Source organism: Variovorax sp. BGA-UO-ETr-C22, from assembly GCF_059567965.1.
In genome coordinates this window covers 1,425,715-1,438,415 of record NZ_JCAQPA010000011.1, presented here as the reverse complement: position 1 = coordinate 1,438,415, position 12,701 = coordinate 1,425,715, and the positions used below count along the sequence as shown (strand labels likewise).

General features: G+C 68.8%; 12 protein-coding genes. 9 read left to right on the top strand and 3 right to left on the bottom strand.

From position 1 onward, the window contains the following. Nucleotides 1-5 precede the first annotated feature (5 nt). A complete protein-coding gene (gene ilvD, locus AC57B8_RS26800; protein ID WP_495304756.1) occupies nucleotides 6-1,700 on the bottom strand; it encodes a dihydroxy-acid dehydratase in 1,695 nt (564 codons plus the stop codon). Between the two features lie 104 nt (nucleotides 1,701-1,804). Between ilvD and AC57B8_RS26795 the strand changes: the two genes are divergently transcribed. Continuing rightward, complete coding sequence (locus AC57B8_RS26795; RefSeq protein ID WP_491513770.1) at nucleotides 1,805-2,746, top strand: LysR substrate-binding domain-containing protein; 942 nt, start codon at nucleotides 1,805-1,807, stop codon at nucleotides 2,744-2,746. A 3-nt stretch (nucleotides 2,747-2,749) separates the two neighbouring features. On the opposite strand, the gene AC57B8_RS26790 is transcribed toward AC57B8_RS26795, so the two are convergent. Then, a complete protein-coding gene (locus AC57B8_RS26790) occupies nucleotides 2,750-3,688 on the bottom strand; it encodes a LysR family transcriptional regulator (RefSeq protein ID WP_496481262.1) in 939 nt (312 codons plus the stop codon). A gap of 140 nt (nucleotides 3,689-3,828) precedes the next feature. On the opposite strand from AC57B8_RS26790, the gene AC57B8_RS26785 reads away from it, so the two are divergent. From AC57B8_RS26785 to AC57B8_RS26750, 8 genes are all read left to right on the top strand, one after another. Continuing rightward, nucleotides 3,829-4,602 (top strand): SDR family oxidoreductase, encoded by a 774-nt coding sequence (locus tag AC57B8_RS26785; protein WP_070060483.1) that lies wholly within the window; start codon nucleotides 3,829-3,831, stop codon nucleotides 4,600-4,602. A gap of 42 nt (nucleotides 4,603-4,644) precedes the next feature. After that, a complete protein-coding gene (locus AC57B8_RS26780; RefSeq protein WP_495271439.1) occupies nucleotides 4,645-4,914 on the top strand; it encodes a hypothetical protein in 270 nt (89 codons plus the stop codon). A 57-nt stretch (nucleotides 4,915-4,971) separates the two neighbouring features. Beyond that, nucleotides 4,972-5,802: a prolipoprotein diacylglyceryl transferase gene (lgt, locus tag AC57B8_RS26775; protein ID WP_496481261.1), complete on the top strand. Its 831-nt coding sequence runs from the start codon at nucleotides 4,972-4,974 to the stop codon at nucleotides 5,800-5,802. 190 nt (nucleotides 5,803-5,992) lie between these two features. Continuing rightward, nucleotides 5,993-6,661 carry a GntR family transcriptional regulator gene (locus AC57B8_RS26770; protein WP_062480546.1) on the top strand — a complete coding sequence of 223 codons (669 nt, stop codon included), beginning with the start codon at nucleotides 5,993-5,995 and terminating at the stop codon, nucleotides 6,659-6,661. Nucleotides 6,662-6,701: 40 nt separating this feature from the next. Beyond that, nucleotides 6,702-8,168 (top strand): malonyl-CoA decarboxylase, encoded by a 1,467-nt coding sequence (locus AC57B8_RS26765; RefSeq protein ID WP_095947769.1) that lies wholly within the window; start codon nucleotides 6,702-6,704, stop codon nucleotides 8,166-8,168. Between the two features lie 93 nt (nucleotides 8,169-8,261). Next, complete coding sequence (locus AC57B8_RS26760; RefSeq protein WP_496481260.1) at nucleotides 8,262-9,251, top strand: Bug family tripartite tricarboxylate transporter substrate binding protein; 990 nt, start codon at nucleotides 8,262-8,264, stop codon at nucleotides 9,249-9,251. Beyond that, on the top strand, nucleotides 9,248-10,030 hold the full coding sequence (locus tag AC57B8_RS26755) for an enoyl-CoA hydratase/isomerase family protein (RefSeq protein ID WP_496481259.1): 783 nt from the start codon (nucleotides 9,248-9,250) through the stop codon (nucleotides 10,028-10,030). Before AC57B8_RS26760 ends, AC57B8_RS26755 begins: the two co-directional genes overlap by 4 nt. Before the next feature lie 27 nt (nucleotides 10,031-10,057). After that, the gene (locus tag AC57B8_RS26750) at nucleotides 10,058-11,602 is read left to right on the top strand and encodes a malonate--CoA ligase (RefSeq protein WP_496481258.1); all 1,545 of its coding nucleotides are present in this window, start codon (nucleotides 10,058-10,060) and stop codon (nucleotides 11,600-11,602) included. 21 nt (nucleotides 11,603-11,623) lie between these two features. On the opposite strand, the gene AC57B8_RS26745 is transcribed toward AC57B8_RS26750, so the two are convergent. Then, nucleotides 11,624-12,688, bottom strand: a complete 1,065-nt coding sequence (locus AC57B8_RS26745; protein WP_496481257.1) for a phenylacetaldoxime dehydratase family protein — start codon at nucleotides 12,686-12,688, stop codon at nucleotides 11,624-11,626. Between the last annotated feature and the right edge of the window lie 13 nt (nucleotides 12,689-12,701).

Here is a 12,701-nt window from a genome sequence, read left to right as displayed (position 1 = left end):
CCGCGTCAGAACTTGTCGAGCACCGCGCCCGAGCTTGCGCTCGAGGCGTTGAACGCGAACTTGGCCTGCACGCCGCGCGTGTAGCGCGGGGCCGGCGGCGTCCAGCCTTCGCGGCGCTTGGCGAGTTCGGCTTCGGGCACGTTCAGTTCGAGCACCAGCTTGTGCGCGTCGATGGTGATCGAGTCGCCTTCGTTCACGAACGCGATGGTGCCGCCCGCCGCCGCTTCCGGCGCGACGTGGCCGACCACCATGCCCCAGGTGCCGCCCGAGAAGCGGCCGTCGGTGATGAGGCCGACGCTCTCGCCCAGGCCCGCGCCGATCAGCGCACCCGTGGGCGCCAGCATTTCCGGCATGCCCGGGCCGCCCTTGGGGCCGAGGTAGCGCAGCACCATCACGTCGCCGGCGACGATCTTGCCGGCCAGGATGGCCTGCAGCGCCGACTGCTCGTCGTCGAACACGCGCGCCGGGCCGGTGATGACCGGGTTCTTCAGGCCGGTGATCTTAGCCACGGCACCTTCGGGCGACAGGTTGCCCTTCAGGATGGCCAGGTGGCCTTCCTCGTACATCGGGTTGTCGATGGGGCGGATCACGTCCTGGTCGGCGCGCGGCACGTCGGGCACGTCCTTGAGCACTTCCTCGATGGTCTGGCCGCTGATGGTGATGCAGTCGCCATGCAGCAGGCCGGCCTTGAGCAGCACCTTCATCACTTGCGGAATGCCGCCGGCCTGATGCAGGTCGACCGCGAGGTACTTACCCGAGGGCTTCAGGTCGCAGATCACGGGCACCTTCTTGCGCATGCGCTCGAAGTCGTCGATGGACCACTCCACGCCAGCCGCGTGCGCGATGGCCAGGAAGTGCAGCACTGCGTTGGTCGAGCCGCCGGTGGCCATGATGACCGCCACCGCGTTCTCGATGGCCTTCTTGGTCACGATGTCGCGCGGCTTCAGGTCCTTCTTGATGGCCTCGATCAGCACCTTGGCCGATTCCTTGGCCGAGTTGGCCTTCTCGTCGTGCGGGTTCGCCATGGTCGACGAGTAGGGCAGCGAGATGCCCAGCGCCTCGAACGCGCTCGACATCGTGTTGGCCGTGTACATGCCGCCGCACGAGCCGGTGCCGGGAATGGCGCGCTTCTCGATCTCGTGCAGGTCCTCGTCGCTCATGTTGCCGGCGGCGTTCTGGCCCACGGCCTCGAACACGCTGACGATGTTCAGGTCCTGGCCCTTGTAGCGGCCCGGCAGGATGGTGCCGCCGTAGACGTAGATGGCGGGCACGTTGGCGCGCAGCATGCCCATGAGGCCGCCGGGCATGTTCTTGTCGCAGCCGCCGACCACCAGCACGCCGTCCATCCACTGGCCGCCGACGCAGGTCTCGATGCAGTCGGAGATGACTTCGCGGCTCACCAGCGAGTACTTCATGCCTTCGGTGCCCATGGCCATGCCGTCGGAGATGGTGGGCGTGCCGAACACCTGCGCGTTGCCGCCGGCTTCCTCGATGCCCGCGATGGCCGCGTCGGCCAGCTTCTGCAGGCCCGAGTTGCAGGGCGTGATGGTGCTGTGGCCGTTGGCGACGCCGACCATCGGCTTCTTGAAGTCGCCTTCCTCGTAGCCCATGGCGTAGAACATCGAGCGGTTGGGGGCGCGGCTCTTGCCTTCGGTGATGTTCGCGCTGCGGCGGTTGATCTGGATGGTCTTGGTGTCCATGGTGTCTCTTCTGTCGTGGGAGATCGTGAGGGGAGTGCCAAGTATCGGACTTCTGATTGATTGGTTCCAATCCAATTTGAAGCGCGGATTGATATGCTTGGCATATGAATGAAGCCCTCATCGACCTGCGCGCCTGGCGCCAGTTCGTGGCCGTGGCCGAAGAACTGCACTTCGGCCGCGCCGCCCAGCGTCTGCACATGACGCAGCCGCCGGTCACGCAGGCCATTGCCCAGCTCGAAAAGACGCTGGGCGTGGTGCTGTTCGACCGCACGCGCCGCCGCGTGGCGCTCACGCCGGCCGGCGAGGCGCTGCTGCCCGACGTGCGCGAGCTGCTGGCGCGCGCCCAGGCGCTGCCGGCGCGGGCGCGTGCGGCGGCAGCGGGGCAGGTGGGGCGGGTGCGCATCGCCTTCGTCTCGACGGTCGGCTTCGAGCAACTGCCGGCCTGGGTGCGCGAGTTCCGCGTGCTGTGCCCCGAGGTGGCGCTGGAGCTGGTCGAGGCCACCGGCGACGTGCAGCTCGAAGCCTTCGCGCGCGGCGAGATCGATGCCGGCCTGATGCTGCATTCGCCGGGCGCCGCGCCGCCGGGGCTGGCCTGCCTGCCGGTCGAGGTGGAGCCGCTGGTGCTCGCGCTGCCGGCCCAGCATCGGCTGGCCGAGGCGCGCCCCGTGCCGCTGGCCGAGGTGCTGGACGAGCCGCTGGTGATCTTTCCGCGCCGCATCGTGCCCTCGCTGCACGACGCGATCTTCGACCTGTACCACGCGGCCGGGCGCACGCCGCAGGTGGCGCAGGAAGCGATCCAGATGCAGACCATCGTCAACCTCGTGTCGGGCGGCATCGGCGCGGCCTGGGTGCCGCACAGCGTGATGCAGTTCCGGCGCGCGGGCGTGGTCTACCGGCAGGTCCACGAGTTCAAGGGGGTGGGGCGCCGGCGCGTGACGCTGCCGGTGTGCGAGACCAGCCTCGTGTGGCCCGCGCAGGCGGCGCACCCGGCGCTGGCGCGCTTCGTGGCCTTCGTGCGCGAGCGGGCCGGTCGCGTGACGGTGTAAAGCTCAGGCGCTGCGCGCCGCCCGGCCGGCGGGCGAGGGCGCATCGAGCGAGGCCGCCAGCAGCGTGTCGAGCCAGCCCGCGAAGGCCTGCACCCGCCGCGACAGATTGCGACGGTGCGGGTAGACGAGGTGCACCGGCAGCGGCTCGGCGCGCGCGTCGGGCAGCACTTCCACCAGTTCGCCGGCCGCCAGGTGCTCGCGCACGTCGTAGGCCGGGATCTGGATCAGGCCCAGCCCCGCCAGCGCGCAGGCGATGTAGGTCTCGGCGTTGTTCGCCGCCACCTGGCTGCGCAGGCGCAGCACCTGGGTCTCGCCGTCGCGCACTTGCCATTCCCAGGGTGCGGCCCGGCCGCTGGTCGGCGAGGCGTAGTTGACCGCCACGTGCTGCGGCAGGTCGGCCGGCGTGCGCGGCGTGCCGTGGCGCGCGAGGTAGGCGGGGCTGGCGCAGTTGATGAGCGTGAAATGCCCCAGCGGCCGGGCCACGAGGCTGCTGCTGGCGAGCGGGCCGACGCGCAGGGCGCAGTCCACGCCTTCGAGCACGAGGTCGACCGCGCGGTCGCTGGAGCCCAGTTCGAGCTCGACCGCCGGGTGGCGTGCAAAGAAGTCGGGCAGCGCCGGCGCGATCAGCAGGCGCGCGATGCGGCTGGGCACATCGACCTTGAGCCGGCCGCTCACGCTGCTGTGCGCAGGCTGGAACTGCTGCTCCATGTCTTCCATGTCGGCCACCAGCGCACGGGCCCGCTCGAGCAGCACCTCGCCGTCGGGCGTGAGGCCCACGCGGCGCGTGGTGCGGTGCAGCAGGCGCGAACCCAGGCGCGCCTCGAGCTGCTGGATGGCGGTCGAGATGGTGGCACGCGGCAGCGCCAGCCGGTCGGCGGCGCGCGTGAAGCTGCCGGTTTCGGCCACGCGCAGGAAGACCTGGAGGAGTTCGATGCGGTCCATGCGGCGGTGGCTGATTGTTCGTGGTTTTCTGAACAGTCTAGCCTTGAATGAATGATTTATCTGCAACTTGGCGATCAATAGACTGAAGGCTCGTCACACATCCCGTCCCGGGTCTTTCACTCACGCAGAGGAATCCATCCATGTCCGCACGCACGCTCACGAACAAAGTCGCCGTCATCGCCGGCGGTGGCAAGAACCTCGGTGCCCTCATCGCCCACCAGCTGGTGGACGGCGGCGCCCGCGGCATCGCCATCCACTACAACAGCGACGGCTCGCGCGCCGAAGCCGAGCAGACGGCCGCCGCGCTGAAGGCCAAGGGCGCCGACACGCTGCTGGTGCAGGGCGACCTCGCGGTGGTCGAGAACAACGTGAAGCTGTTCGATCAGGCCGTGAAGCACTTCGGCCAGGTCGACCTGGCGATCAACACGGCGGGCGTGGTGATCAAGAAGCCGATCCTGGACATCACCGAAGCCGACTACGACAAGAGCTTCGACGCCAATGCCAAGGCGGCCTTTTTCTTCATCCAGCAGGCCGGCCGCACGCTGGCCGACGGCGGCAGCATCGTGACCCTGGTGAGCTCGCTGCTGGCGGCCTACACGCCGTTCTATGCGATCTACCCGGCGGCCAAGGCGGCGGTGGAGCACTACACGCGCGCGGCCTCCAAGGAGTTCGGCGACCGTGGCATCTCGGTGAACGCCATCGGCCCGGGCCCGATGGACACGCCGTTCTTCTACGGCCAGGAAAGCCCCGAGGCCGTGGCGTACCACAGCAGCGCCGCCGCGCTCAGCAAGTACTCGAAGAAGGGCCTCACCGACATCGAGGACATCGCGCCCATCGTGCGCTTCCTGGTCACCGAGGGCTGGTGGATCACGGGCCAGACGATCTTCGCCAACGGTGGCTACACCACGCGCTGACCCGCCGATATCCGGCAAGATGCGCCCAGGAGGACAACGCAGATGCACACAGTCATGGTGATGGGGGGCGGCTTCGCGCTGCTGGTGGTGTTTCTTCTGGCCGGCCGCTTCATGGGCGACGGCTCGTCGATGGCGCTGGCCGCGGCGGCCAAGTGGTTCATTCCGGCGTGGTTCGTCGGCGCGGGCATCAACATGGCCGTGGGCGTGCTCAAGGCCGGGTACTCGGTGGCCGAGGAGCTGCCGATCTTCCTGTTCATCTTCGCGGTGCCGGCCGGGGTGGCGGGGTTGTTGTGGTGGAAGTTCGGGCGCTGACATTGCCCTGAATGCCCCCGCGGCCGCGGCGTCATTGCGCCACGGCACAATCGTCGGATGCTCATGTATCCGCAGATCAATCCCATCGCCTTGCAGCTGGGGCCGGTGGCCATCCACTGGTACGGCCTGACCTACCTTGCGGCCTTCGCGCTGTTTTACTTTCTGGGCACGCGCCGCCTGCACCACGAGCCGTTCCGCTCGCTGGCCACGGCCGGCGTGTGGCAACGCAAGGACATCGAGGACATCCTGTTCCTGGGCGTCATGGGCGTGATCGTCGGTGGCCGGCTCGGCTACTGCCTGTTCTACAAGCCCGAGTACTACCTCACGCACCCGCTCGAGATCCTGTACGTGTGGCAGGGCGGCATGAGCTTCCATGGCGGCCTGCTCGGCGTGATCGGCGCCATGGTGTGGTTTGCGCGCTCGCGTGCGCGGCCGTTCTGGCAGGTGATGGACTTCGTCGCGCCCTGCGTGCCGACCGGTCTGGCCGCGGGCCGTGTGGGCAACTTCATCAACGGCGAGCTGTGGGGCCGCTTCAGCAGCCCCGATCTGCCCTGGGGCATGGTGTTCCCGCAAAGCGGCTCGATGCTGCCGCGCCATCCGTCGCAGGTGTACCAGTTCCTGCTCGAAGGGCTGCTGCTGTTCGTCGTGATGTGGCTCTACGCGCGCAAGGAGCGCAAGCAGGGGCAGGTGGCCGCCGTGTTCCTCATCGGTTATGGCGTGCTGCGCTTCGTGGCCGAGTACTTCCGCGAGCCCGACGATTTCCTGGGCCTGCGCGCGCTCAGCCTGAGCCAGGGGCAGTGGCTCAGCGTGCCGATGGTGATCGCCGGCATTGCGCTGTGGTTCTGGTTCGGCCGTGCTGGCAAGACGGGCAGCGTCGCGCGCGCCTGACCTCTCCACACCCCGCACAACGCGGCGCAGCACCTTTGGGTGCGCGCCGCTTTTTTTCGTCGATCTCAGGGTAATTCCGGGCCGCAAGGGCAGGGCGCGGCCCTTGCATTGCGTTAACCATGCACTCACAATTATGCGTAATTACAGGAAATTACGCGAAACGCCCACCGACTTTCCGAGTCCTTCACGCATGCGCCTGGTCCCCAATTCCCTCCACGACGAAGTCGCCGCCACGCTGCGCGAGCAGATCTTCGACGGCACGCTGTCGCCCGGCAGCTTCGTGGACGAGGTGGCCCTGTGCGAGCGGCTTTCGATCTCGCGCACGCCGCTGCGCGAGGCGCTGAAGGTGCTCACGGCCGAAGGCCTGCTGCGCCACGAGCCGCGCCGCGGCTGCTTCGTGAACGAGGTGACCGAGCGCGACCTGGACGAAATCTTTCCGGTCATCGCGCTGCTCGAAGGTCGCTGCGCCTACGAGGCCGCGCGCAACGCCAGCGACGCCGAGTTGAACGAGCTCGACGCGCTGCACGAGCGCCTGGTGCGCCATGCCAAGGCGCGGCGCATCAACGACTACTACGCCACCAACCACATCATTCACGAGGCGATCATCAAGCTCGCCGACAACAAGTGGCTGGCCCAGGTGATCGGCGACCTGCGCAAGATATTGAAGCTGGCGCGGCTGCAGCAGCTGCACGCGCCGGGGCGGCTCGACCAGAGCCTGTCGGAGCACCTGGCCGTGTTCGCGGCGCTCAAGGCGCGCGACAGCGAAGGCGCCGACGCCGCCATGCGCACCCACATGACGCGCCAGCGCGAGGCCTTGCGCGAAGTCATGCAACAGCAGAAATCCAGGGTGATGCCGTGACAGGCGCCACCCATCCAGCCAACGGCACAGGAGCAGATCGATGAGTGCGACCGAGTGGTTCCAGGCGCGCCTGCGCATGGGCGAATCGTCCAAGGTTCCCGTGGCGAGCAACGGCGCCACGAAAGGCCCGGCCCGTCACACGCCCAAGCCCAGCGCCCGCACCACCGCCGAGCGGCTGCAGGCCACGCTGCGCAAGGCCGACGAGGCGCTGTCGCCGCGCACGCTGCGCCGCGTGCTGGCCGAACTTCAGGCGGTGATCGATCCGCGCGTGAGCGAGGTCGAGGGCGGCCGCCGCGCCCATGCCATCGCGCAGGCCTACGCCGGCGCCTCGCCCGAAGAGCGCCGCGACTACTGGGCGCTCATGAGCGAGCATTTCGCCGCCGATGCGGGCAAGCTCAAGAGCGCGCGCGACCAGCACCAGAGCGCCGTCGGCACCCCCGACGAAGGGCAGGCCGAGCTGCGCCTGCGCCGCGCGCTGGTGTCGCCGCGCATGCGGCTGCTGCAGCGCTTCGCGGTCGAGCCCGGCGGCATGCGCTTTTTGGTCGACCTGCGCGCCGACCTGCTGCCGTGCCTGAAGTCCGACAAGCGCCTGCTCGCGCTCGAGGCCGAGCTGGAGCACCTGTTTTCCACCTGGTTCGACGTGGCTTTTCTCGAGCTGCGCCGCATCGATTGGAACTCGCCGGCCTCGCTGATCGAGAAGCTCATCCGCTACGAGGCGGTGCACGACATCAAGAGCTGGTCCGACGTGAAGAACCGCCTGGACGACAGCGACCGCCGCTGCTACGGCTTCTTCCATCCGCGCCTGCCGAACGAGCCGCTCATCTTCGTCGAGGTGGCGCTGGTCGACCGCATCAGCGAAGGCATCATGCCGCTGCTCGACGAGGCCGCCGTGCCGGTGCAGCCGGCCAAGGCCACCACCGCGATCTTCTATTCGATCAGCAACACGCAAACCGGCCTTCGCGGCGTGAGCTTCGGCGACTCGCTCATCAAGCGCGTGGTCGAGACCCTGCAGGACGAGCTGCCGCGCCTGAAGACCTTCGCCACGCTGTCGCCCATTCCGGGCCTGCGCGCGTGGCTCGCCAAGAACGCCGGCGAACTGCTGCCGCGCCTGGACGAGAAGCGCGAAGCCGAACTCGGCCGCCTCGTCGGCTCGGTGCCGCCCACGGCCGAGCGCCTGCTGGCAGCGGTTGATGCAGCAACAGAACTCGACGCGAAATCGCCGCTGCGCCAATGGCTGCTGCAGGCCACCGCCGAGTACCTGGGCCGCACGCTGGTCGACGGCACGCCGGCCGACCCGGTGGCGCGCTTCCACCTGGGCAACGGCGCGCGCGTCGAGCGGCTCAACTGGGCCGGCGACCCGTCGGCCAAGGGGCTCAAGCAGTCGTACGGCCTCATGGTCAACTACCTGTACGACCTCAAGCGCCTGGACCGGCATCGCGCCTGGCTGGCCGAAGGCAAGATCGCGGTTTCGGGAGACATCGAAGGCCTGTTCCTCAAAAAAGGCTGAGTCCGTTCGCTTTGCCGCGGCAGCGCTGCGGCCCGCACCTTGACCGCCGGAGGGCGGCAACATCTACAACGACGACGACAGGAGACGAGACAGATGACGCAACAGAGTTTTCAACGACGCGATGTGCTGCGCGTCGCCGCAGCAGCCGGGGCCGTGGCCCTGTGCGGTGGCGCACGTGCCCAGGGCTGGCCGACCAAGCCCGTGACCATGGTGGTGCCGTTCCCGGCCGGCGGAGGCACCGACGCCTTCGCGCGTCCGCTGTCGGCCCAGTTCTCCCGCGCGGCGGGCCAGACGCTGGTCATCGACAACCGCGGCGGCGCGGGCGGCACCGTGGGCGCGAGCATCGCGGCCAAGCTGCCGGCCGACGGCTACTCGCTCTTCATGGGCGCCGTGCACCACGCGATCGCACCGTCGATCTACCCCAAGCTCGACTACGACCTCGAGAAAGACTTCGTGCCCCTGATGCTGCTGGCCAACGTGCCGCAGGTGGTGGTGGTCAACCCGAAACGGGTGCAGGCCGCGACCATCCAGGAGCTCATTGCCACCGCCAAGCGCAACCCCGGCAAGCTCAACTACGGCTCGGCCGGCTCGGGCACCTCGCACCACCTGGCGGGCGAGCTGTTCAAGCTGCAGACCGGTACCTTCATCACCCACATCCCGTACCGCGGCGCGGGCCCGGCGCTGTCCGACCTGATCGCGGGCAACGTCGACCTGATGTTCGACGGCCTGGGTTCCTCCGCGCAGCACATCAAGGGCGGCCGCATCAAGGCGCTCATGGTGGCCGGCGCCAAGCGCAACCCCGCGTTCCCCGACGTGCCCTGCGCCGCCGAAGTCGGCCTGCCCGACTACACCGTGACCACCTGGTACGGCCTGTGGGCGCCCAAGGGCACGCCGGCCGAAGCGCAGACGCAGATCATCGACACGATGAAGAAGGCGCTGGGCACCGAGGAGCTGAAGGCCATCTGGGCCCAGAACGGCTCCGAGATCCCGAACGTCACGAACGCCGCCTACGGCCGCTTCGTCAACGCCGAGATCAAGCGATGGGCCACGGTCGTGAAGGCCTCGGGCGCCAAGCTCGAATGAGCGAGCGGCAGGTCTCGCTGCGCCGCGAAGGCGCCGTGGCGCTCGTCACGCTGTCGAACCCGGGGCGTCTCAATGCGATGACGCGCGCCATGTGGCGCGAGTTGCGCGCGGTGTTCGACGGGCTGCACAGTGACACCGCGCTGCGCTGCGTCGTCGTGCGCGGGGAGGGCGGTGCCTTCTGCGCGGGCGGCGACATCTCCGAGTACCCCTCGTTCCGCTTCGAGGAAGCGAGCCTGCGCGAATTCCACGAGAACGAAGTCTGGGCCGCGCTGCAGGCGATGCTCGACTGCCCGCTGCCGCTGGTGGCCCAGATCGAAGGCGCTTGCATGGGCGCCGGCGTCGAGATGGCCAGCTGCTGCGACATCCGCCTGGCCGGTGCGTCGGCGAAGTTCGGTGCACCCATCGCGAAGCTGGGCTTTCCGATGGCGCCGCGCGAAGCCGCGCTGGTGCATGGCGCCATCGGCGACGTGCTGGCGCGCGACATGTTGCTGGCCGCCGGCGTGCATGGCGCGCAGCGGCTGTACGACGCCGGCTTTCTGCTGCATGTGCTGCCCGACGCCGAGGTGCCGGCCGCCGCGCAGGCGCATGCCGCGCGCATTGCCGCGCTGTCGCCGCAGGCCGCGCGCCTGCACAAGGCCACCTTCACCGCACTGAAGCGCGGTGGCGCGGCGGCGCAGCAGCTGCTGGCCACCGCGTACGACTATGCCGACACCGCCGAGCACCGCGAAGGCATCGATGCCTTCCTGGCCAAGCGCCCTCCGAATTTCCGCTCTTCCTGAGCCTGCCGTTCGATGATGACGAAGATGATGAAGACGAAGTCCTCCCCCAACGCCAACCTGTTCGCCGCCTTGCGTGCGGCCTTTCCCGCCGACCTCGACGCCATTGCCGTCGAGACCGAGAATGGCCTGCATTACTCGTGGCGCGACCTCGACCGCGCCAGCGCGATGATCGCCAACCTGCTCGACGGCCTGAAGCTCGAGAAGGGTGCGCGCGTCGCCGTGCAGGTCGAGAAATCGGTCGAAGCCATGCTGCTGTACCTCGCGACCCTGCGCGCGGGCTACGTGTTCCTTCCGCTCAACACGGCCTACCAAAGCGCCGAGATCGAGTACTTCATCGGCAACGCCGAGCCCGCCGTGGTCGTGTGCACCGGCCGCAACGCGGCCTGGGTGCGCCCCATCGCCGAGGCGGCCGGCACGCGCCATGTGTTCACGCTGGACGACGACCGCACCGGCACGCTGCTCGACGCGGCGGCGCGCTGCAGCGACCGCCACACCGTGGCGGTCAAGAAACCCGACGACCTCGCCGCCATCCTGTACACCAGCGGCACCACCGGCCGCAGCAAGGGCGCGATGCTCACGCACCGCAACCTGCTGTCGAACGCCGAAGTGCTCAAGGACTACTGGGGCTGGACGAAGGGCGACGTGCTGATCCACGCGCTGCCGATCTTCCACGTGCACGGCCTGTTCGTGGCGCTGCACGGTGCGCTGCTCAACGGCAGCAAGATCCTGTGGTTCTCGAAGTTCGACCCCAAGCGCATCGTCGCCAAGCTGCCCGAGGCCACCGTGTTCATGGGCGTGCCCACGCTCTACGTGCGCCTGCTGGCGGAGCCGGGCCTCACGCGCGAGGCGGTGCGCGCCATGCGTCTGTTCGTCGCGGGCTCGGCGCCGCTGCTCATCGAGACCTTCGACGAATGGCGCGAGCGCACCGGCCACACCATCCTGGAACGCTACGGCATGAGCGAGACCGCCATGCTCACGTCCAACCCGTATGACGCCAAGAAGGGCGAACGCCGCGGCGGCACCGTCGGCTTCGCATTGCCCGGCGTGCAGCTGCGCGTGCGCGACGACGAGGGCAAGGACCTGCCGGTGGACGAAATCGGCGGCATCCAGGTCAAGGGCCCCAACGTGTTCGCCGGCTACTGGCGCATGCCCGAGAAGACGAAGGAAGAGTTCACCGCCGACGGTTTCTTCAAGACCGGCGACGTGGGCAAGATCGATGCGCGCGGCTACATCACCATCGTCGGGCGCAGCAAAGACTTGATCATCAGCGGCGGCTACAACGTCTACCCGGCCGAGATCGAGGGCTACATCAACGAGATGGCCGGCGTGGCCGAAAGCGCCGTCATCGGCGTGCCGCATCCCGACTTCGGCGAAGTGGGCGTGGCCATCGTGATCCCCAAGGGCGGCGCCACGATCGACGCCGACGCCATCGTGGCCGAGCTCAAGGCCAAGCTGGCGAACTTCAAGATCCCCAAGCGCTGCTTCGTCGTGCCGGAACTGCCGCGCAACACGATGGGCAAGGTGCAGAAGGCGCTGCTGCGCGCCGAGCATAAGGGGCTGTTCGCAGCCTGAGCCCCGCCGTGCGCCCGGGCGTCAGGCGGCGGGTGCGAGCCCGTTCATCAGCCCGCTGCGCGCGTGGCAGTTGATGTACTCGTAGCTTTGCTCGTCGGCCTTCAGCACCGACACCTCGTGGTACAGGCGCAGGCGCAGCTCGAAGTTCAGCGCCTGCACGTAGCGCATGAAGCTGCCGAAGATCGCGACGTGCGTCGGATGCGACTCGGCCCAGCGCTCCATGTCGGCCAGCGAGCGCCAGTAGCTCAGGCCGAAGGACTTCTGCAGCGGTGCACCGTGTGCGTCGAGGTGGTGCATGAAGCGGTTGCTGTAGCAGCCGATGGGCAGGCCCTGGTCGCGCAGGAAGGCCATGCCTTGGCGCAGCACCGGGGCCATGTCTTCCAGGTAGCGCTGGCGTTCCTGGCCGGTGGTCTCGGTCCATTCCTGGCCCGAACGGATCATCGCGAGGTGCGTGTGGCCCGCGATGCGCACGCGCTGGCCTGACGCAGGCGTGCCGGCGATCACCGCGCGCGTGCCCGAAGGCGCGAGCGCGTCGGCCTGCGCGAGCGGGAGTCGATCGCGCATCGACCCCCAGTAGCCGTGCTCCTGCAGTTCGCCGCTCACACCGCCCATCACCACGCCGATGCCCTCGAGGCGGTCGGGCGTGCTGAACAGGGTCTCGAAGTGCGCAGCACGCGGGGATGCGATTTCGCGGAAGTAGCCGAGGCCTTCATGCAAGCGCTCGTCGGCGTTCCACCAGGCCTCGATGGCGGGCGTGGCACACCAGCGCGCGAACGCCGCTGCATCGCACCAGTAGGCGATGGCGATCAGGTTGTCGTACCCGTCGGCGTCCACGCAATGGGCCAGATCGTGGTGACCGGGGCCGTCGGGCAAGGCGAAGTCGCCAGCGATCTTCAGGAGCGCGGCGCAGGACCGACCCTGCATCGCCGGGCCGCGCGACTGCACGCCGAAGTAGCCCATCACGACCTGGGTCGTCGCCGCGGGCGCGCGCGCCGACCAGCCGGGGTAGGGTGGGGTGTGGTCGTCTGCCACGCGGCGCTCGCGGGTGCGCGGGCAGCGCAGGTGCTCGGGGATGGCCGATTCCATGGTGCGGCTCCGT